This is a genomic window from Planktothrix sp. FACHB-1365 (genome assembly GCF_014697575.1).
In the GTDB taxonomy this organism is placed as follows: domain Bacteria; phylum Cyanobacteriota; class Cyanobacteriia; order Cyanobacteriales; family Microcoleaceae; genus Planktothrix.
The window spans coordinates 94,635-116,946 of the sequence record NZ_JACJSC010000019.1 but is presented as its reverse complement, the minus strand read 5'-3'; the positions used below and the strand labels follow the sequence as shown (position 1 = coordinate 116,946).

Annotated in this window: 12 protein-coding genes, 1 tRNA gene and 1 pseudogene; 6 read left to right on the top strand and 8 right to left on the bottom strand. The window is 39.7% G+C overall.

Features of this window, described 5'->3' with window-relative positions; genetic code table 11:
• The coding region (locus H6G57_RS19060; RefSeq protein WP_190521345.1) for a helix-turn-helix domain-containing protein at nt 1-304 on the bottom strand (304 nt) is incomplete at its 3' end.
• 65 nt (nt 305-369) lie between these two features.
• On the opposite strand from H6G57_RS19060, the pseudogene tnpA reads away from it, so the two are divergent.
• Nucleotides 370-669, top strand: a pseudogene (gene tnpA, locus H6G57_RS19055) (IS200/IS605 family transposase); the annotation flags it as partial.
• Nucleotides 670-676: 7 nt separating this feature from the next.
• Here the strand turns inward: tnpA and H6G57_RS19050 are convergent.
• The 4 genes from H6G57_RS19050 to H6G57_RS19035 form a co-directional block, all read right to left on the bottom strand.
• Nucleotides 677-2,626, bottom strand: coding sequence for an ATP-binding protein (locus H6G57_RS19050; protein ID WP_190521344.1), 1,950 nt, complete (start codon nt 2,624-2,626; stop codon nt 677-679).
• A gap of 152 nt (nt 2,627-2,778) precedes the next feature.
• Entirely contained in the window at nt 2,779-9,756 is a 6,978-nt protein-coding gene (locus H6G57_RS19045; protein WP_190521342.1) for a hypothetical protein, read from the bottom strand.
• Between the two features lie 820 nt (nt 9,757-10,576).
• Nucleotides 10,577-11,245: a response regulator gene (locus H6G57_RS19040; RefSeq protein WP_190521340.1), complete on the bottom strand. Its 669-nt coding sequence runs from the start codon at nt 11,243-11,245 to the stop codon at nt 10,577-10,579.
• Between the two features lie 492 nt (nt 11,246-11,737).
• The gene (locus H6G57_RS19035) at nt 11,738-12,295 is read right to left on the bottom strand and encodes a phycobiliprotein lyase (RefSeq protein WP_190521338.1); all 558 of its coding nucleotides are present in this window, start codon (nt 12,293-12,295) and stop codon (nt 11,738-11,740) included.
• 109 nt (nt 12,296-12,404) lie between these two features.
• On the opposite strand from H6G57_RS19035, the gene H6G57_RS19030 reads away from it, so the two are divergent.
• Nucleotides 12,405-14,033, top strand: coding sequence for an MBL fold metallo-hydrolase (locus H6G57_RS19030; RefSeq protein ID WP_375539539.1), 1,629 nt, complete (start codon nt 12,405-12,407; stop codon nt 14,031-14,033).
• A 16-nt stretch (nt 14,034-14,049) separates the two neighbouring features.
• Here H6G57_RS19030 and H6G57_RS19025 read toward each other — a convergent pair whose 3' ends face one another.
• Nucleotides 14,050-14,361 carry a DUF6679 family protein gene (locus H6G57_RS19025; RefSeq protein WP_072722249.1) on the bottom strand — a complete coding sequence of 104 codons (312 nt, stop codon included), beginning with the start codon at nt 14,359-14,361 and terminating at the stop codon, nt 14,050-14,052.
• 522 nt (nt 14,362-14,883) lie between these two features.
• On the opposite strand from H6G57_RS19025, the gene H6G57_RS19020 reads away from it, so the two are divergent.
• The 3 genes from H6G57_RS19020 (at nt 14,884) to H6G57_RS19010 (ending at nt 18,016) form a co-directional block, all read left to right on the top strand.
• On the top strand, nt 14,884-16,923 hold the full coding sequence (locus H6G57_RS19020; RefSeq protein ID WP_190521336.1) for a CapA family protein: 2,040 nt from the start codon (nt 14,884-14,886) through the stop codon (nt 16,921-16,923).
• A gap of 57 nt (nt 16,924-16,980) precedes the next feature.
• Nucleotides 16,981-17,874: an aldose epimerase gene (locus H6G57_RS19015; RefSeq protein WP_190521334.1), complete on the top strand. Its 894-nt coding sequence runs from the start codon at nt 16,981-16,983 to the stop codon at nt 17,872-17,874.
• A 70-nt stretch (nt 17,875-17,944) separates the two neighbouring features.
• A tRNA-Lys gene (locus H6G57_RS19010) sits at nt 17,945-18,016 on the top strand.
• A gap of 48 nt (nt 18,017-18,064) precedes the next feature.
• Here the strand turns inward: H6G57_RS19010 and H6G57_RS19005 are convergent.
• Both H6G57_RS19005 and H6G57_RS19000 read right to left on the bottom strand, forming a co-directional pair.
• Nucleotides 18,065-18,262, bottom strand: coding sequence for a DUF433 domain-containing protein (locus H6G57_RS19005; RefSeq protein WP_309235967.1), 198 nt, complete (start codon nt 18,260-18,262; stop codon nt 18,065-18,067).
• 647 nt (nt 18,263-18,909) lie between these two features.
• A complete protein-coding gene (locus H6G57_RS19000) occupies nt 18,910-20,649 on the bottom strand; it encodes a DUF262 domain-containing protein (protein WP_190521332.1) in 1,740 nt (579 codons plus the stop codon).
• A gap of 425 nt (nt 20,650-21,074) precedes the next feature.
• On the opposite strand from H6G57_RS19000, the gene fba reads away from it, so the two are divergent.
• A complete protein-coding gene (gene fba / locus H6G57_RS18995) occupies nt 21,075-22,154 on the top strand; it encodes a class II fructose-bisphosphate aldolase (RefSeq protein ID WP_190521325.1) in 1,080 nt (359 codons plus the stop codon).
• Nucleotides 22,155-22,312 lie beyond the last annotated feature (158 nt).

Genomic DNA, 22,312 nt, shown 5'->3' with positions numbered 1-22,312 from the left:
TCTTGAATTTGGGATATCCAGATTTAAGTTTAAAGAAGCGTTGAAAGGCTAAATCAACTCGTTTAACAGTATCTTGTAATGCGTGGCTACCAAGTTCCTTATAATCTGTCCAGAATTCTTTGAATTCCGGCAAACAATTCTGTTGGTCAAAATAGTTGATTGACTTATTGAATCGCTTATAAGATGTTTTCCGATGTTCCACGCAAGCGTTGTATAAAGCACAATGTAGCTTTCTCCAATAGTGCATCTTATTGGCTTGTGATTGAGTTGGATAGAGTCGGAAAGTTACTCGTTTGGTAGCCATAACATATCGACCTTCTGTTATATTTATGGTTACTTATTATAATCACGGAGTTATACCTTGTCAAGATGTCTATCCGAAAGGGTTCTTATAGTGTTTTTAGTGTGCGACTACACTTTGTCTTTGTTACTCATTACCGCAAAAAGGTTTTAAACGCAGAAATGCTCAACCGTTTAAAAGAAATGGTTGAGCAAGTATCAAATAAAATGGATTGTCAGTTGATTGAGTTTAATGGGGAGTCTGACCATATCCATATCTTGTTAGACTTCCATCCTAAAAACTCAATTGCTGCGGTTGTGGGGAGTTTAAAAAGCTCTACAGCAAGAATGCTCAAGAAAGAATTCCCTGTAGAATTTAAGAAGCATTACTAATGCTTTAAGAAGTTAATTTGGGTAAGTCCAGAGGAGATATAGCATGGGAGGGATGATATTTTATAGGTAAAGTAATAATAAATTCTGTACCTTCATTTTCTGAGGAATTAACCTGAATTTCTCCTTGATGATGTTGAATAATTTGATAGGCGATCGCTAAACTTAACCCCGTTCCTTTCCCAATATCTTTTGTGGTAAAAAAGGGATCAAAAATTCGATCTTTAATCATTAAAGGAATCCCTTTCCCATTATCTTTAATTCTAATTCTAATATGATCGTTATCTTGCATTTCTGTACAAATTAAAATTGTAGGGTTCATGTTTTTTTGAGTTTTAGCTTCTTCAATCGCATCAATAGCGTTAGTTAAAATTGCCATAAACACTTGATTTAAAGATGAAGCATAACATTCTATTTCCGGTAAATGGCTATAATTTTTAATAATTTCTATTTGTGAATTTAAACGATGATTTAAGATAATTAGACTATTTTCGATGCCTTCATGAATATTAACAGATTTTATTTCTGCTTCATCTAAACGAGAGAAATTGCGTAAAGATAAAACAATTTTACGAATGCGATCAGCACCCGTTTGGATAGAATTAACTAACTTGGGTAAATCTTTATAAATAAATTCTAAATCAATTTCTTCAAAAATTGTGATAATTTCCTGGGGTGGATTTGGATAATAGGCTTGATAAATTTCGATTAATCGTAATAAATCTTGAGTATATTGTTTAATATATTCTATATTTCCATAGATAAAACTAACCGGATTATTAATTTCATGAGCAACTCCAGCGACTAACTGACCTAAACTAGACATTTTCTCAGCTTGAATTAAATGAGATTGAGTTTGCTTTAATTCCGAGAGCGTTTGTGAAAGCTGATCTAATTGTTCTTGACGCAAAGATTCATATTCTGCTAACTGTTGCGCCATTGTATTAAAAGCCATTCCCAGTTTTCCTATTTCATCATGACTGTTGATCGGAACTCTTTCCGTTAAGTTTCGAGCCGATAATTGTTCAGTAACATGGATAAAACTTTGTAAGGGATATGTAATAGCGCGAGCAATTAAAATTCCTGTTATTGTCACAATTACAACGCCAGTAATTAATAATTCTATTAATTCTGTCCAGAGCAGCTTTTTCCCTTCTTCTAATGAAGTTTTAGGATATAATAAAGTAATTTTTAAAGGATTTTGATTGACTTCTCCTAAAACAATCGTTTCTGCTAAATAGCTTTGGTTTTGAATCCTAATATTTTCTGAGGGTTGATTTACTTTAGGGGGATTCCAAGCAATTTGAGTGACTTCAGGTAACGTAGAAGCAATAATTTGAGATTTATTATTAAAAGCAACAAGATGGGCTTTAATTCCTTCTTTAAATTGTTCTAGTAATTCCGGTGTTACTAACTGACCCAAGGTAATAACTCCCAGTACATGATTCTGGAATTGAATGGGAGAAACTGCTACAATTAAACTCTTCGATTCATCTTGACTATTCAATAAATCTGTAAAGGATAATCCCCTTAAACTTTTTTTGATTAGGTTTTCTTGATTAACTTTTATATTCTTGAATTCTTCTTCTCTCCAATCCACTATAATTTGACTTTTTTCATTAACAATCTGTAGCCAATCTAAATCTAATTCTTCTTTAAGAAGAATAATTTGCTGAATTAGTGTTTTATCATTCCAGTTCTGCACACCTAATTGTAATACTTCTAAATTAGAAAGTTTGCGATTTTCGAGTAATAATAATTCAATTTGTTCTCCAAATTCTCGTTTAATCCAAGGTACAGCAGCTTTCATATCCTCTTTAATATTGGTTTCTAAATTTTGTGTAAACCAAAAACCAATAATCATGATTCCTGTAATTAAAACCATCACAAATACAGTCAAAAACGGAATAATAATTTTTTGGCTTACCGGAAGCCGAATATAGATTTTCCTAATCATGGGTAAGCGTAGGTAGATAAACTAAAGACAAATATTGAATCAGATAATTATATTCTAATCATAAATTAGAGTTATCTTTTCAAAACTTAATGCAATAAAAAAGCCCCCCTGGGGGAGCCAGGGGAGGTTAGGAGGTGTAATTTAAAATTAGATTAGGCTAAACCATCGTTACTGGTTGTTGAGTTAAACAAACCCACACTAGCCTGATAGGAGAAGACATTCAAGTAAGTCACTTGTTCGAGCGCAACTCCTGTGTATTGAACTAAGGCTTGAGCATTAGCTTGTTTGAAGGCTTCAAACTCCAGTTCAGGATTATTCGTTAAGAATTCATCACTGAAGGGTTCGTGACCATCTGACAAACCTTTACCCACCATATAGGTCATAATTTGAGGATTTGTCAGTGCATCAACCGACTCGATATTGTAGTAGTTTAAGAGGTCTTCTTGTACTTCAGGATCAGCAACATATTGATCGAAGTCTTCTAACAATTCAGAGGGTTTATTTCCTTTAATTAAACCTTCTCCGGTTGCATAGACCGACAACTCATCGTTGCTAATTTGGTTGTCTTTATTGGTATCGATTTTAGCTTGATTTGCTGCAATATCATCAGCATATTGTTCTTGATACCAAACTAAGTCAATTGTTGGAGCCGTACTGGGAACTTCTTGAGGATTTTCAACGGTGTAATCAAAGACTTTCTGGGGATCAATATTGTAGACATTTTCCTCGCGGTAGTTGTCTAACAATTCTTCTCCATCTTGATTGCGATAGTAGTCAAGATTGGTGTATTTTTTGCCATCCAAATCGTAATCTTTGGCTTGTTCAAGAACAAAGTCTTTGAGGAAACCTTTATCCAGTTTTTTGAGATCTTTGGGTTCGAGTCCAAAAATATCAGACAGTTCTTCCTTGTATTCTTTCACAAATCCATCAACATCAACAGCCGCAATCGCTTTTCCTTGAGGAATTGTCACGTCTAAAGCGTGTTGCAGGATTTCAGTTTCTGTCACTTGTTCAATAGATTTGCTGAAGGTGGTTTCTAACTCGGCTTTGTAGGTTTGGCTATAGAATTTGTAGTCAATTTCTGCACCCAAAATCCCACCGAAAACATAGTCAGCTACCAAGGAATCATCGAGTTGAGCAACAGCCGATACCTCAACGTTATAATAGGTTGCTAGTTCGGCGGAAAAAGTCGCTTTCAGGTATTCTTTATCAATGAATTCCAGAGGATCAATTCCTTGTTTGATTCCTTCACTGAAAGCAAACTTAATGATGTCTTTGTCACTAATTTGGTCAACTAAGTTGCCATTTCCACCATCATCATCTTCCGGGTCATCCGTTGGTGTACCGGTTCCGTCATCGGTAGTTCCGTCATCGGTAGTCCCGTCATCATCGGTAGTACCATCGTCGTCGGTAGTCCCGTCATCGGTAGTCCCGTCATCGGTAGTACCATCGTCATCGGTAGTACCATCGTCGTCGGTAGTCCCGTCGTCGGTAGTCCCGTCATCGGTAGTCCCGTCATCGGTAGTACCATCGTCATCGGTAGTACCATCGTCGTCGGTAGTACCATCATCGGTAGTCCCGTCATCGGTAGTCCCGTCATCATCGGTAGTTCCGTCATCGGTAGTCCCGTCATCGGTAGTCCCGTCATCGGTAGTCCCGTCATCATCGGTAGTTCCGTCATCGGTAGTCCCGTCATCGGTAGTCCCGTCATCAGAATCATCTTCGGAATCATCATCAGAATCATCATCAGAATCATCATCTGGGAAGTAATAATCAACAAGCTGTTCAGCGTATTCTTCCCGATAAGCATCAACATCAATAGCTTTCAGTTGAATGCTTTCAATATTCAACACTTGTTTGTAAGTGCTGCTAAAGCTAATAGAAATGATGTCTTGATTCGTGAGAGAATTCACGTCTTTCTCAATTTGCAGTTCAGTTAATAACTGTGTTTGTTGTTCAACGCTTAACTGTTCAAATTGATAACGCAGATAGTTGACATCCAGTTCATTGTAGTCATCTTTCAGCCAATCTAACACCACCTGGTCATTAATTTCAACACTATTAATGGCGCTGATGTAGGTACTTTCGAGATAATCAAGGGCAAGATATTTGTCAATCTCAATTCCCTGTTTAACACCTTCGCCATACATAAACTGTTTGACTTGTTCCAGAGTTAAATCTTCGATATTAGTAACATCTGGATAGGCGGCTTCTAAGGCTTCGGAATTGTCCTTAATATACTGTTCATAATCAACAGGGGACAGTTCCAGCTTCTGATTTTCTGCTTTTAACAACGCCTTGAATTCTGAACTGTAAACCAACTCAATGAGTTGAGAATTTGTCAAGTCTTCAACCGTTGCAAAAGTTACGTCTTCAGTTCCTAAGAATTGTTTGACTTGATCTAAACTTAATGTTGCATCAGTAATCAATTGTTCGAGTTGATAACTGACGTATCCCACGTCAACAGTTGACAGACTTTCTGTAAAGGCGGTGAGGATTTGTTCGTCCGTGAGTTCAACAACATCTCCGGCTAAAACATCATCAACAGAAACAGTATAAGCCTCGGCTAATTCTTCAGCGTAAACGCTACGAATATAGTTAAAATCAACGGTTTCTGTTTGTGTCAGTTTCAGAGCATTATCGTCACCCAGTTCTGTGTTAAAGGCTTCGTTGAGAATTAACTCTTTAACTTGATCATCCGTTAACGCATCTAACGCCTGAACATCAGTAGTCAGAACACCATTAACATCGTCCAGAGTAATTACATCATCATTCAACAAATCTTGAAGTTGGAATTTCACATATTCTGGATCAAAGTCTTCCGCCGAGTCAGTTTCTGGGTCGGTTGCGGGAACTTCTGTCACCGTAAACTGCTGAATATATTCTTCAACCGTCACACCTTCGGTTGCAATTTCTTCAGCATATTCGGTACTGAAATAATCCTTAATTTGTTGTTCGGTAAATTCAGTATTGACAGGTAAACTGTAGTATGCTGACAGTTCATCTTGATATTCTGAAACCAGAAAATCTAAATCTAAACCGCTAGATTGAACTAACTCAATACTATTCTCACCTAACGCGGTTTGAAATTCTTCATTGAGTAATAAATTCGTGAGATCTTCATCCGTAATATTGTCTAAAGACTCAATGGATGTAGGTAAGAATTCATTAACAGTATCGAGGGTGAGTGTTTCGTCCGTAACTAACTGTTCGAGTTGATAACGACCATAAACTAAGTCAATTTCAGTGGTAGTTCCGTCATCGGGAGTCCCATCATCATTTAATGAGATGACATTAGCTTCAAGTAACCATTGTTGTGCTAACTCTGTTGTAACTTCCGCTTCAGTAACTCCCGCAAATGCAGCAATATCTGCGGCTTTATTTTCAACGAAATAAGCTAGAACTTCATCGTTAGTAACAACGTTAGTTTCTTCACCCGTAATTGAGGCAATATTCACCCCTAAAACTTCTGCTAAAGCGGGAGCAAAGGTTTCCTTGATATAATCCAAATTCGGAGTATCTTGGAACAGTTTGACTTCAACACCTTCGCCTAAAGCAGTCTGGAATTCACTATTATTAATTAAGTCGATTAGTTGTTTTTTACTCAACAAATCAACACTTGCAACCTCAGTTCCTAGAACTGTATTAATTTGTTCTAAGGTAACGGTTTCCGCTTCAATCAAACTACTGAGTTGAAACTCAACATATCCAGCATCAAGGCTGATATATTGACTCACCCATTTTTCAGTAACTTGATCACCTCCAACAATAGCTGCTCCAAAGGAGTTACTAACGTACTCTAAATCAATCAATCCTTCTACACTAAATGCTTTGGCATCAACACTAAAGGCAAACTGAATAATTTGCTGACTTGATAGTTCACTAATGTCTTTAACAGGGTAGCAATCTTTTAGGGCTTCTTCGAGATCCTTACCGTATTTTTTGACATATTCATCGGTATCAAACCAGTTGATTGTTTTAATATCAACGGTTTCCTGTTGATGCAAGTATTCGAGAATTTGTAAATCCGTAACTTCAGCAATAGTTGCTACACCAAATACAGCCTGAACATCTCCTTCAAATTTAAACCGGAAGTAGTCAGCATCAAGATCATTAGACCATCCGCCAAAGACAACATCGAGTAGTACATTGGCATTTAGTTCTTGAATAACGCTGACTTCAACACCATATTTAATAGCGATTTTTTCAGCGAATTCTTCCTTGTAGAATGCCAGACCCTCTTCTGAGATCAATTCAGAAATATCGAGATTAAATTTGTAGGCTTCGTGGGTAATGAACTGATAAACTTGGGTTTGATTTAGTTCTGCAACAGAAGTCACATTATAAAATGTAATCAACTGTGATGAATATTGGGTACTGAACGCTTCTAAATCAAAAGCAGTGAGGTTCTTATTAACATCAAACCCTTCATTACTGAGGAAGTATTGTTTCAGATCCTCTGGCGTTAAATCTTGTAACGTTTTGCCTAAAACTTCCGCATATTGTGTGAGTTCATCTGCATATTGCTCTAAGCAGAAGTTCATGTCAATTACGGGAGCCGCATCACCAAACAAGAACTCAACAACCTCTTCTGCTGTGACATCTTCTCCAAATTGAGCCGTTAGAGCTTCACCATAAATTCCTTTATAGTATTCGACATCAACGGCTTCACTAATTTGTTTAATCAGTCCGAGTTTTTTACCTTCACCCGATAGAAACGCCTTAATTTGTCCATCGGTTAACTCTTTAACGTCTTTGACTTTAAAGAAATCTTTAAGTTCTTTTTCCAGTAATTTCTCGACTTTCTTAAAGTCAATCGCATTTCCAGCTAATCCCAGTTCTAACCCAATTCCAAGAATATAAACCTTGATTTGTTCCTCTGTCAGGTTAACAACTTCTGCCTCAGAGACTTTGAAGTAAGCCGCCAGTTGAGTTACATATTTAACGCGACAGTATTCAACATCAATTGAGTAATCTACATTGATGCTTTCGAGGACATCTTCATCTTCAATCTTGGTTACATCTGTGATGTTGTATTTCTCAATAATTTTATCGAGATGCAACTGTTTCACATAGTCTAAACTCATGAACGGAGAAACCGTATGTCCATTTTTAATCCCTTGTTCTTCAATCAATTGAAGAATTTGCTCAATGGATGGATTTTCGCCTAACTGAGCGACTAATTCTGTACCATAAACGGCTTCGAGATAATTTAAAGAAACTGTCCAAGAGGTATCAATGCTTTGTTCCGGGGGAACGTTATTAATAAACAGGAGGATCTGAATATTGGACAGAGTAATGACTTGCTCAATGGAAATATTGAAGTAAGCGGCAATCTGTTGTGCATAAACGACCTTGACAAAGTTAATATCAACGGTAGGTGCAGGATTTGTAATTACGTTAGAGCCTTCTTCACTGTTGATAAACTCGAAGATTTGCTGATTCGTGATCAGTTCGATACTAATGCCAAATTTAGCGGTTAATTCAGCACTATAAGTTAACCGAATATAGTCAAAGTCTAAGCAACCAGAGAGTTTATCTCCGTTCTTAATTCCTTCTTTGTCGATGTATTCTAAAATCTCCTTCTTGGTGATTTTGTCAAGGGTTTTCTCAAAGAATTTTTCTAATTTTTTAGCGTAATTCTTCTTGACAAAATCAAAATCAATAAACAAAGAAGGACTATTCCCTTGGTCTAAACCTTCCCCACTAATATAGTTAAGGATTTGTACAAAGGTAAGTTCAGAAACAGAGGTAACTTGATAGAAACTAATCAGTTGTTGACTGTAAGTTTGGGTGTAGATCTTGATATCTACATACAATGACGGATTAATTTCCAGTTCTAACCCATTTTCATTGAGAAAGTCGATAATGTCCTGTTCTGAAACGGTGCTAAGATCCTCAACATTTAAACCAATTTTGAGTACAGAAGCGTAGGTGGTTTTAATATAGTCGAGATTGAAAAACTCTTGACTGGGAACTGGAGTGGGTTCCGGTGTCGGTGCAACTGTCGGTTCCGGTGTGGGAACTGGAGTGGGTTCTGGTGTTGGTTGCGGTGTAGGCGCAACAGTGGGTGCTGGTGTGGGAGTTGGTGATAGTGTAGGTCGCTCAGGAATATTGAGATCGATGGGAGGTCGCTGCTGATTGGGAGTTGTGGGTGTCTCCGTTGTTGTGTCGTCATCTGTAGACCCCTCGCTTTCATTGAAAACAATTTCAGGAGTATCAGAGGTTGTATTTTCAGGTGTTGGCGTTGGGGTCGGTGTCGGTGTCGGTGTGGGAGTAGGAATAGGTGTTGGTGTTGATAACGATACCTCGATAAATTGCTTGATTTGCTCAATACTAATAGCTGAAAGGCTAGTAACATTGAATTGTTGTAAAATTTGGGTGACAGAAATGTTCGGATTAAACGGACGGTTTTCCAGTAGACCAAATTCCATAAAATGAGCGATCGCACTAATTCGACCTTCCTCTACCGCTTGCTGAACATCTGGATTTGCTGCTAGATAATGCTTGACATTGAAAAAAGATTTATTACATTCTCGCTTTTCAAATTGACCAAAATCAAAAAAGTGTTTAATGGGGTTAATTAAACCCTGTTGAACTTGTACCTCAACATCAGGATTGAGTGCTAAATAATCTTGGGGATTGAAGACAAAATTAAAATGACGTTGTTCTTCAATTCCAGCATCCAAGAAATGTTCAGTCGCATTCGTTAAGCCCTCTTGAACAGCTTGCTCAACATCAGGATTCAGTGTGAGGTAGTCATTAATATTAAATAGAGGATTCCAGGGGAGGTTTTGGCTTTGTCCAAGATCGACAAAGTGTTCAACAGCACTCAACCCTTCTTGCTCAACAGCAATCTTTATATTTACGTTCAGTTGTAAGTATTGACGAACATTGAAGATATAACTGCATTCCCGATTTTCATAAATTCCATAGAGTAAAAAGTGTTCTTCTGCTGTCAGTAAGCCTGCTTCAACGGCTTGTTTGACATCAGGGTTTAGTTTCAGATAAGCATTCTTATCAAATATCTTATCTAGCTTTTTAAAAAACTTCTCTGGTTTATCGGCTAACTTGCCGATTTTATCTCCGAGCTTATCAAATTCTTTGATAAATTTTTGTAGGTCATCCATAGTTTTCTCAACTTTGTCAGATCTAAGACAGAAAAGTGGTGTTTTAGCAGACTCATCTTGAAACTTCAGAATAGAAGGGCGATTAAGATTTAAAAGACCATCCAATTCTGAGGGTTTCTCGCTGCTTATCTTAATCCTAGAAAATAGATTTAAGATAGGTATTAAATCTATATGAGAAATATCTTAATATCCAAATTTAAAGATTTTGCTTTTTTGAAATAAAACTTAAAAAAGCCCACCTATTTTTTGATTTTAGGTGAACTTTTTGGAAAAAATGCACAAATAAATTCTTAACCTTTTGTAGGGTTTAATAAAAGATTATTTTGCTCGAGATCAACTCATAATCTCTCTATAAAAATGAATTCAATAAAATTTAAGGCGGTTAGAAATTATTAAAAATACAGGATATCTAATCCAATATTTTCAGGAAAATATTAACAGATTAGAATCCGCCTCATTACTCAATTTTGATTGTTATTCACACTCTTGTTATTAATCCTCACCCACCTAACTTAATCTTTCCCTAAGTTGGGGCAATACTTAACAGTTTCCCCAATCATTGTTAATAACTTAATCTATAGATGCAACCTAATGATTTACACAGAAGAGATCGCTAATTCTCAGGCTTTTGCCAAAAACTGATCAGTTGGACTTTATTTGCAGTCTCAAGCCCCAACTTTAGGTGATCGAATATTTCTGCGGATTTAACTAGAAATGGGTTTAAGATTCTTGACTGTTGTTAATGAATTTATCTCAATCGCACGTTCTCGAAGAGTTGCGTCTGTTGACGTTTAACACGACTCAAAAGTTCCCAACCTTTTTAACAAACCAGACGGTATCCCATTCCGCGTACCGTTTCAATCCGATCACCCCCCAACTTCTTGCGGAGATAACCAACATAAACATCAACAATATTCGAGCCGGGATCATAGTCATATCCCCAAACTTGATCCAAGAGTTGTTCTCGACTTAAAACTTGCCCCGGATGGCGCAAGAAAGTTTCTAACAGTTGAAATTCCTTGGCAGAAAGAGTAATGGGTGTTTCTCCTAAACAAACTTGACGGGCATATAAATCAAGTGTCACTTGACCCACCTTTAAGGCTTTATCTTCTTTATTCCCGGATGTAGGATGATGTCGTAAACGGGCACGAACACGGGCTAAAAGTTCTGCAAACCGGAAGGGCTTCGTCACATAGTCATCCGCACCCCCTTCTAACCCTGCTACTTTATCGGTAACATCATCACGAGCAGTCAATATAATAATGGGAATTTGTTCCCCTTGTCCGCGCAATTGTTCCAAAACTTGAAAACCATCTTGATCAGGAAGCCCTAAATCAAGGATCAACAAATCAAACTCATGGGCGAGGGCTTTTTCTACCGCTTCTCGTCCATCACACGCTAGGGAGGTTGTGAACCCATTCGCTCGCAGTCCCTTTTCCAGAAAGGCAGCTATGCGGGGTTCATCTTCAGCAATAAGAATTCGACTCACTCGATAACACCTATGAATGAGAGGATCTGTTCACCCGCAAGAAATAAGAACTTGATTGAGATCCTGTACAAAGTTGGAATTCAGTTTTCCACAATCGTTAAAATCAGTAAAGATGCCGTGTGACAGTTCATCCTCCTGACCTTGCACCCCTATCCTTAGTGCCAATGTGTGATAGAACAGCAAGGACTGTCAATTATTCTTGCCGGGTTTTGATGTTTGATTGTAATAGAATTGTAGCCCCCTTTGCAAGCCATCAGGAAGGTTAAGGGGACAAACTTAAGAAATTATTGCATTTCTCAACTCACTCAGAATTACCCTTATGATCACAATAGCAAGAGGTTAGATTCTCCTCTGCTCTCCTGTTACCCAGCCTTTGATCCTAGATGGGGTGGATCACTCCCTCTGTCCCATCTAGCAAGGCTTCCTAACTTGCTTTTTCTCAATAAAAAACTTTGATTGTTAAGCGGTACAATCTTCTCAAAAGATGATTGTTTATGATTGTTTTTGCTCAACTCCAAACCCTACTAATAAAACCCTATTTAACGGTTCATGATTCAGGGGACGTTGATAATTAATAATCCGACGAATTCTTAACTCTGGATTAATTAAAGTAATAGAATCAACGGACACAACCCGTGTGTAGGTTGTTTTCATCAATAATTCACGGGTTTGGGTATCATAGCGAAAGTGCGCCACCATCGGTTTCGCTTCTTCATAAGCTTTATCCCGTAAATAATCCCCTTCAATTATCGGGAAATCTAATTTTTGGGGTACAAACAGAATATTCAAGGCTTGGGAAACTTCATCCCCTTTTTCCGAAACCGTTTGGAACGCCAGTCGATATCCAGGGAGAGTTTCTAATTCTAAGTTTGTTGATAAACGTTGATTATCTTCTAAGACTTTGGCTTTAGCGTCATTGTCCAGAGGATGAATGATAAATTCAGTATGCGATCGCTCAACCTCCTGATGACTCAAGTAATGGTAAGTCCGTTCCGTTGTCCATTCACCCACGCAATGATCAAAAAATTCTTGGAATTGTGCAATCGACATCGTGAATATCACTCCTCTTAACTCATTTATGCAACAGTTTTTAACATTTTTTAGGAAAACTCCCCCATAATTCTAAAATCTATACTAATTATCCTGTTGATGAACTCCTGTGATTGACCTGGAATGTTTGCCCTATAGCGTTGGCCATGCAGAGGAGGGTTTGTGTCTGCTGGTGCGGATGGGATCTCATCGCATTTTACTCGATTGTGGGATTCAGGACATTTCACCCCTATTAACTTCCTCAGATCAACCTCCGGCTGACTTCGTTCTCTGTTCCCATGCTCATGCGGATCATGCTCAAGGTTTACTCGCTTTCCATCAGGCATTTCCTCAAATTCCGATTTATGGAAGTGAAGTAACAACCCAACTGTTACCCCTTAACTGGCCTGACTGGGAACCAGATGTTAATCATCCCCTCTGTCAGTCCTTACCTTGGCATTCTGCCCGGGAACTCAAGCCGGGACTTAGTGTCACCTTATTTCCCGCAGGTCACTTACCCGGAGCTTCGGTAATTCTAATTAATTATGTAACAACCGAACGCAGTTATAAACTGATTTACACCGGAGATTTTTTTCTTTCAAATTCTCGCCTGGTGGAAGGCTTACCTTTGGGGGAGTTGCGCGGACTCAAACCCGATGTTTTAATCTTAGAAGGCAGTTATGGCACCGCACGTCATCCCCATCGCCGTCAACTGGAAAACCAACTTGCAGAACGGTTATATCGGGCGATAGAAGCTCAATATTGCCTGCTCTTACCAACGCCCAGTTTAGGCTTAGGCCAAGAACTGCTGATGTTGCTTCGCAGTCACCATTATTTTACAGGTCGGGATCTCGATATTTGGGTTGATGGAACCGTTGCGACCGGATGCGATGTTTATTTACAACTGCTCTCCCAGTTTCCCGCCAGTGTCCAGAATTTTGCTCAACATCAACCTTTATTTTGGGATGAACGTATTCGTCCGAGGGTGCGACGACTGACCCCCCAATACCGATCTCAACTCAGCGAGTCTCCCTGTATTATTCTCACCGATGAGTATGCCGATTGGAATTCCTATTGGGCGAACTCCACCTTACCTTGGATGTTATTTTTGCCCCAGAAACCCGGTAGACCCTTAGAAATTCTCCCCATTCCTGAATTTGTAGAGACGCGCTCAGGACAGTCTGCACCCCAGGTTGAAACCTATTTTATCTCAGAACATTGTGATGGCCCCGGTACAACCCAACTCATCCATAACCTCCGGCCCCAACACATTATTTTTGTGCATGGTTCTCCCACCTATTTAGCCGATCTGACCAATTTAGAAGAACTTCGCAACCGCTATCAACTCCATACCCCAGATGCCGGAACCCTGGTGGAGTTGCCCATCGGGGAAACGTTCTTACAACCCCCCTTAACGGAAACCCAATATGAAGGGGAAATTACGGAATTTGAAACTCAAATTCACATTACCTTACCCCCAGCGTTAACCACTGATCCCCGGTGGCCAGCCTTTGCGGATACCGGGTTAGTAGAAGCTCGATGGCAAGGTGAGGAATTAGTGCTGCGTGGCATTTCTCAACGGGAGTTTCTCAGCCAAGGAAGTGATCGGCCCATTCCTGTCGATCTCGATTGTTGTGGCAATTGCCAATACTATCGAGGACAACGATGTTGGAATCAAGCTTCCGCTCTCTTCGGCTTTAAAGTTACTCCAGATGGATATTGCCCAATGTTTGAATGTATTGAGCGTCTCGTAGAATAAAGCGTGAACAAGTCTCTTATTCTGGGCTAGACTCAGAGGTAGGCTTGTGAATTTGTTCTGCTTCCGGGCAATCATCAGAAATAGGAAGATCAAAATCACACTTGGGAACGGAGGCCAACTTTTGGCTAATGGCTCCGATGCTTTCGATGCGGATCATTTCTTCCCAAGAACATAATTCATCCTCTTCATCGGTTTCATAGCGCAGCGTGACTAGATCTCCTTCAATATCTGTAATTCGAGCTTTCTCAATCCAACGTTGTTGATCCCGTAAGAAGATCGAGACTTCCCGACTGTCACAACAAAGCTGATAAATCTTGCGATGTAGCATTTTTTACTTTTCCTGAGAAGTTCGCTGGCTCGTGTGAATGTCCCTAGTTAATCGAGTATTGACAGTTGAGCAAGATGCCGAAGCGCCTTGAATTGTACTCGATTCCTAGATCATCCATTTTGACTAAACAATTGTCCTCTATTTTAACCCCAAGGTTAAATTTAGCCTAAAAAATTTAGTCTGTACTTATGCCTTGAGAGTGAGGACATTTTCAGTATACCCCCTAAATCTAGGTTGAGTTGGCTCAAGGAGGGAATTTCAGCAACTTTTCTTTAGATAACGCTTCAGCAAATGCCGAAGTACAGACGCGCCATGGCGCGTCTCTACGGTGATCGCCAACCCTGAAAAGCTTATAATAAACCTGGTCAACTTTTCTGAGAAAAGTTATAGCGTTATGTTGAAATCCTGCACTGCAATCAATGAGTATTTAACGAATTGTCCGCTACGATACAGGGTCAAGAGTATTGTGATTGATTAAACTAAACTGCAATCTAAATTTTTAAAGGAGAGGACAACATTCTCATGGTTTATGCAGAGTATTTAGGTCAACCTTCTATTTTTGAATTAGCCCGTTCTGGAGATTTAAGGGCAATCAGCTATTTAATTAATACCTATCTTAGACCGGAAGGGATCTCGGCAAGAGTGGCCCCCCCCGATCGCAAAGGCTGTTTACCCGTCTTGGTTGAATTTCAACAAGAACCGATGGCCGACAGCATTGTCAAGTTTATCTGTCACTTGCTGTGGAAACTCAACGCTCCCAACTTAGAAGGAGTGAAAATTGCGGCTCGCTATCAAGGAGATGGGGAAATTCTCTGGAAACAATCGGTGCGACTGGTTACCCCAGCTAATCGAGTTCATCGAGAACAAACCCGGTGGTTGAACCTTGATGGCATTAAATTTAAAACCCTACGGTTAATGTTCCTGGTGGGTTCAGCCGTTTCTTCCTTCATATTAGGCTGTTGGGTGAGTTACTACGAAGTCACCGCCGAAAGGCTACCCATGAATAATCCGGCTCAAGAAAATGTGGTGATGGTGGCACCGCCTTCTAAACGTTCTGATAGTGTCCAAGCTGCTTTAGAACTGGTTCCTGTGGTTCAACACCAACAGGTACAAAATCCCCAAGACCCAACGGTTACTTTAGTGTTTGGGGGGGATGTTACCCTGAGTGATCATTTTGAAACGATTATTGGCACAAATTATTCCTTACCCTTTGCCCAACTTCCTGAATATCGGGATGCAGATTTAGCGATGGTGAATTTAGAAAATCCCCTCACCCGTTCTACCCTGCGCCGTCCGAATAAACAGTTTAATTTTAAAGCTGATCCAGAAGCGGTTAAGGTATTAACAGAAGGTGGCATTGATATTGTTAATCTAGCCAATAATCACACCATGGACTATGAGGAATCCGGGCTAGTGGAAACCCTTGAAACCTTAGACCGGGCGGGTATTCATGCAGTGGGAGCGGGTCGAGATCTTAAAGAAGCTCGTCGCCCTACCATTATCGAAGTCAAGGGTCAACGAATTGCCTATTTAGGTTATTATGATGCCGATTTTCATGCAGCAGGTGAGGGTGTGGCGGGAACGAATCCACGTTATGATGAGCGGGTAGCAGCCGATATTAAAGCCATTCGAGATCAGGTGGATTGGGTGGTGGTTAACTACCATTGGGGGGTAGAACTCAATGATTATCCGGGAGACTGGCAAATTGATTTAGCTCGATTCACCATTGATCAAGGGGCGGATGTCGTTATTGGTCATCATCCCCATGTTTTGCAGGGTGCAGAAATTTATAAAGGTCGGCCGATTGTTTACTCCTTGGGTAATTTTATTTTTGGGGGCAATAGTCGGACAGACTATGAAACGGCTGTGTTAAAAGTTGCCTTAAATGATCATCGTAAAATGAAGGTAGAATTTTTACCCGTAGAGGTGACTCAATATCAAGCTAAGGTGATATCGGGAGAAAAAGGGGGGGATATTATCAAGCGGGTGGAACGACTTTCGCAAATTTTTGATCAACCGATGCAGTCCGTTGTTGTTTTGGACGCGCCCCCCCGTGACCTTAAATTGGTAGATGCTCCCTTAACACCAACGCAGGAACCGGCTTTACCGTTAGTGACGGAATCTCCAGCCCCCGATTCATCGCCACTGACGGCAGTACCTACTCCTAAATCGGTTCAGAATCAGGACTCTCAACCGTCCGTGATCCAAGCACCCCTGTCCGATGAGTCAGTTTCTGTCTCTGAAGAGAAAAGCCCCTTACCCCCTAAATTGGAGGTGAAAACGGAGAGTCAAGATGACCTCAAACCTTATATTGAGGAACCTTTTATTAAAGATCCTTTTATTTCTCTGCCTTCATTTCCCCAAGCTCCTGCTCCAAGCTCTCAAAGTAACAAGAGTCCCAATTCTCCGATTTCGTTTCAGATTACGATTCCTCATCGGAATTCTGAACCAACTCTGCTGGAATCAACCCAGTCTTCCGTTGCGGTATTACCGAAGGGAAAGGAATCTCATGCTGAGATTAAACTGCCTTTGCAGTCTGAACCTTATCGAGCCATCGGGTGATATTCGGGCTGCCATCGGTTAAGTTTATTGATCACTTATTAATTTTTAACTATCACTGTGTTTGCGATCGCATTAAAGCCCCATCAACAATATAAAACCTACGTCCTCTCGGATCGGGCTACCCAGTCTAGCCTAGAAGTTGTCCCAGAACGAGGAGGAATTATTACCCGTTGGCAAGTCGGGGGTCAGGATTTACTGTATTTAGATACGGAACGATTTGCTAATCCTGATTTAACGGTACGGGGGGGAATTCCGATTTTATTCCCCATTTGTGGCAATTTACCCGATGATACCTATACTTATCAAGGTCAACGGTATACCCTCAAACAACATGGCTTTGCTCGGAATTTGCCGTGGACGGTGGTACAACAAGCAACGGATGGCGGTGCGTCAATCACGTTGGTATTAAAAAGTAATGCTCAAACTCGGTCGGTTTATCCCTTTGATTTTGAAGTGGAGTTTACCTACACCCTCAAAGGTAATGCTTTACAGATTTTTCAACGCTATACTAACCTCTGTGGCATGATGGACAATCTACCCCCGCAAACTATGCCCTTTTCAACGGGGTTACATCCCTATTTTTTAGCGTTGGATAAGGAAAAATTAGCCTTTGAAATTCCGGCGATGCAGTATCGGGATCAACGCACTCAACAAACTCAGGTGTTTACAGGGCGGTTTGATGCGGCAGAGGAGGAAATTGATGTGTTGTTTAGTCCCTTAACGGGGTTAGCGACAACAACCCTTGATCAAGCTCGGAAGTCGAAAATTATCCTGAGCTATAGTTCGGCTTATTCCAGTGTGGTGTATTGGACACTCAAGGGCAAGGATTACTATTGTTTGGAACCTTGGACAGCCCCCCGCAACGCCCTGAATACGGGAAAATTATTGACCTATCTCAAGCCAGGAGCTAGTTGTGAGATGCTTGTTCACCTCAGCGCAACTTTTTTTTAAATCCCCCCTTGTCAACCCAAAAATGTTGTGCTACTATTAGAAACTGTGCGTGAGAAAAGAAAAAACACGCGGGTCGCTAACTCAACGGTAGAGTACTCGGCTTTTAACCGATTAGTTCCGGGTTCGAATCCCGGGCGACCCATATCATTAATTAATGCAGTTCTAATTAGGTTTTGATCAAAGAGTAGTTTCAAGTATTACTCACCAAAGCAACTAAACGATGATCCCGATCAGCAGCAAATTCTAAACAGGCTCTAATATCTGTTTCTGTTAGTTCTGGGAAATCGTCAATAATCTCAGCCACCGACATTCCAGTAGCTAACCATCCCAGAACATCTTGACACTCCTTAGCCTGAAAGCGTGAGGATTCTTGGTTCGTCGAAACCACTTAATCAAAGTACCTTGCAGTGCTTTAACCAGAGGTGGGATTCTCCCCAAGCGTAGATTTGGGTATGCCCTACCCTATTCGCATGACTGCGCGTTGTTTTTTAATTGAAACAATTAGTTTCAAAAACTGGTTGTTGAGCTTCCCACGAATCTTTTACCCACTGCTGGGGAGAAGCTAAAACTATGCAGTAGAACCCTATAGATTCAATTGTCAAGGTTCAGTATTTACCGTTAGGCAACTAGGTTTTTAGACAGGTTATTTACCTTTCCTGTTATCCGAAATGGTAGCACGATTGGATGTCAATAGACAACCCAATATAAAGCTGTCCTAGAAGGATAGGGTTTTAAACCTATTTTTCTGATAACTATGAATACAGTTCAATTACGTTAGAAAATTGAAAAGCAACTCAATCAACTTTCACCCGAAAGACTGGCTCTAGTCAGTGAGTTTCTGGACTCTATCCAGCCTGTAGAAGCTATTGAGTCATCTTCATTGCGTAAACTATCCCCCATTAAAAGAGGCAAAACAGCTAAAGATTTACTAAAATTTGCCAAAACTTGGCAGGGTGATGACCTGGAAGATTGCCTGAATTTTGTACATGAGACTCGTTCAAAAACGCAGTTTTAAGTCCATGCCTTATGTGGATTTTAATGTTCTCGTTGTAAATTGCATTGACGATGTACTAAACGAGCGTTTTCTGGAATCGTCTTACCGCCTCGCCAGTAATGTTTTTCATGATCGAGAGCAGCATCATTAATTAAAGTAATGCGCTGATTACAAATTTGGCAAGTTGGGTCTTGTTGATAAATTTCTTGTTTCAACTGGCGGGAAAATACTCGTTGCGAATCATTAGGATATGTAACCTTCATCACTTCAGCTAATCGTTGTTTCCAGGTTGAAAATGAGTAATCAATTCTTTGAATATCTCCGGTTGAAGTTTTAACGCAATCTACCCATTTTTCATCTGTACCAATTAAATCTAAATATTCTTCATAAATTAGATCAGAAGCACGGGTTAAAGCACCTAAATCATAATCGGCGAATGAAACACTAAGAACTTGAAAAATAGAAGCATTAAGCTGTGTTGACCAACTTCCTTTTTCTGTTCTTAATCGAAAGGCTTGATTTCCGAAAATAGTATAAGCTGCTTTCATGGATTTTTTGAAAGTATCTCTAAATTCGTTAAGTTTGTCTGTCCCTGGATTTCGATAAGTTTGTAGAAACTCATTTAAAAAATTCTTCATTCCTTTTCGAGCATTTCTATAATTCATTTGTAAGAAAGCCAAGTATCGTAAAACTAAACCTCGATCTTTCATACGTTTATCTAAATTTTTTTGATTAACACAAGCTAAAAATTCATCTGATTTAGCGAGTTCTCGGATTAAGTCATTTAATTGACCTCGATAAAGACAGTTCCTAATTTCCATATCATTCAGAACAATGCCACCTGTATTCAAGCGTTCAAAAATTAAAAATTTTAGGTTTTTGTCTGTATCCTTGGGCAGTTCAAAGGCTCTCATGGTAGAATCTTCTAAATGGTTTTGATATTCTGGAGGAAGTTGATTAAACTTACGTCCATTAAATTGCCGTAAGCTTTCTAATCCTTTAAGCTCGTATTTATTATCAAAAAAATTAAAAATAGATGTTAATCTTTGTAACCCATCAATAACTTCACGGGCTCCTTCTTCATTAAATGCTAAATAAATAACGGGAACAGGTAAACCAATTAAAAATGATTCAATTAATCGAGACGCTTTTTTCAAGTCCCAAACATATTCCCGTTGCCATTCAGGAGCAATAATTAAGCTTCCTCTTTTATACCATCTATGATATTCTGATAAACTGCGATCGCTTTTATCTAAAGATACACTTTGAGGTTCTACAACAATATCTCCTTCCTCATTACCCTCAACATCAACTTCTTCAGATTGACGAGATGGTATTATAGCTTCAATCCCATTAATTAATTGTTTGACTCTTTCCCATTGATCGAGGGTAACTGCATAGTTTGTTGATTGAGGTTGTCGAATTACCATCAATTCTTTTAAAATTTCGTCTTCTTTAACTTGGTTTCTGAGGATTGGATTATTAACTAATTTATTTGTAAACTGAATAATAGCAAAATTTAGGTTTTTATCTTTAATTCTTCTGTCCTGATCAAGCCAGTAATTTTCATCAGGAAAATTATTAATTGTTTGAGGAATTTCAAGAATTTTTGCCATCGCATAAATTCCTGAATCTTGACCCGATATCCAAATTAATACACCATCACCAACAGACATTTGATTAGCAAATCGATTGACTAACCAAGGCATTTGTTCTAAATCTTGGATAGCATCAAGGATTCTGTAATATTTAGGGTTACTTTGAAATAGCCAATAAGCCATTGACTGCTCCTCTTATTTTTTATATTTTTATATTTTATATTAATCGGAGTCAGCCGTTTAGGGCTTAATATATAGTGTGATGATGAGCGATCGCAGAATTCCCAAAAGCCAACAGCGATACTTGACAAAATCAATATTATGTGATATACAAAGTTCAAAACCGATACCAGCCAACAATATGAATGGTTGTAAGCTTTTCTGGGCTTAATTTAGAGTGATTTTGATGTTTCTTACCTGTGAGTATGAGATTGAAGCCCTGAAGGGCTTACTACAATTTTGAAGCCCTGAAGGGCTTACTACAATTTTGTTCACCAAATTTGACAAATTTCTGATCTGAACCACCGGAAATGACCAAATTGTCTTAAGATTGTTTTAATTAAGACGGTCTCGGAATAAATTTAGACAACGACTTAGGAGGAGATTTTATGGCGCTCGTACCCATGCGGCTTTTGCTGGATCATGCGGCTGAGAATGATTATGGACTTCCTGCATACAACGTTAACAACATGGAGCAGATCCAAGCGATTATGCAGGCTGCGGAAGAAACCAATAGCCCTGTGATTTTGCAAGCTTCTCGCGGCGCTCGTCAATATGCAGGTGAAAGCTTCCTGCGCCACCTGATTTTAGCGGCGGTGGAAACCTATCCCCACATCCCCATTGCCATGCACCAAGATCACGGCAACTCCCCCGCCACCTGCTATTCTGCCATGCGTCATGGCTTTACTAGCGTGATGATGGATGGTTCTCTCGAAGCTGATGGGAAAACTCCTGCCAGCTTTGAATATAACGTGGCTGTCACCTTGGAAGTGGTGAAAGTGGCTCACTCCATTGGCGTTAGTGTTGAAGGTGAACTGGGTTGTTTAGGTTCCCTGGAAACCATGCAAGGTGACAAAGAAGATGGTCACGGTGCAGAAGGAAAGTTAACGATGGAACAACTGTTAACTGACCCTGACCAAGCGGTTGAGTTCGTGGAAAGAACCCAAGTAGATGCTTTAGCGATCGCCATTGGTACCAGTCACGGAGCTTATAAATTCACTCGGAAACCCACCGGAGAAATTCTGGCCATTAGCCGCATTGAAGAAATTCACCGTCGTTTACCGAATACTCATTTAGTGATGCACGGTTCTTCTTCTGTTCCTGAAGATCTGTTAGCTTTGATCAATCAGTATGGTGGTCAGATCCCTGAAACTTACGGGGTTCCTGTGGAAGAAATTCAAAAAGGAATTAAGAGCGGTGTCCGTAAAGTTAATATTGATACTGACAACCGTTTAGCCATTACCGCAGCCTTCCGTGAAGCGGCTTTCAAAGATCCTTCTAATTTCGATCCTCGTCACTTCCTGAAACCTTCTATTAAATATATGAAGAAAGTTTGTGCGGATCGTTATAATCAATTCGGTTCTGCGGGTAATGCAGATAAAATCAAAGTTCAAACTTTAGATGAATTTGCAGCTAAATACGCTAAAGGTGAATTGAGTGCTACGACTAAAGCGGCTGTTGCTGTTTAATTAGACTCTCAATTTTAGCGTTAAATCGTCTAAGTTGATAGATTGAAAGCCTGGTTTCTTCAATAAGAAGCCAGGTTTTTATCGTAGTAAGCCCTTCAGGGCTTAATTCCTACAGGTTTTTATCGTAGTAAGCCCTTCAGGGCTTAATTCCTAAGCTG

Coding starts and splice junctions, on each gene's coding strand:
- H6G57_RS19000 (WP_190521332.1), bottom strand. CDS start 20,649: ATGGCTTATTGGCTATTTCAAAGTAACCCTAAATATTACAGAATCCTT.
- H6G57_RS19035 (WP_190521338.1), bottom strand. CDS start 12,295: ATGTCGATTGCACAATTCCAAGAATTTTTTGATCATTGCGTGGGTGAA.
- H6G57_RS19050 (WP_190521344.1), bottom strand. CDS start 2,626: ATGATTAGGAAAATCTATATTCGGCTTCCGGTAAGCCAAAAAATTATT.
- H6G57_RS19025 (WP_072722249.1), bottom strand. CDS start 14,361: ATGCTACATCGCAAGATTTATCAGCTTTGTTGTGACAGTCGGGAAGTC.
- fba (WP_190521325.1), top strand. CDS start 21,075: ATGGCGCTCGTACCCATGCGGCTTTTGCTGGATCATGCGGCTGAGAAT.
- H6G57_RS19045 (WP_190521342.1), bottom strand. CDS start 9,756: ATGGATGACCTACAAAAATTTATCAAAGAATTTGATAAGCTCGGAGAT.
- H6G57_RS19020 (WP_190521336.1), top strand. CDS start 14,884: ATGGTTTATGCAGAGTATTTAGGTCAACCTTCTATTTTTGAATTAGCC.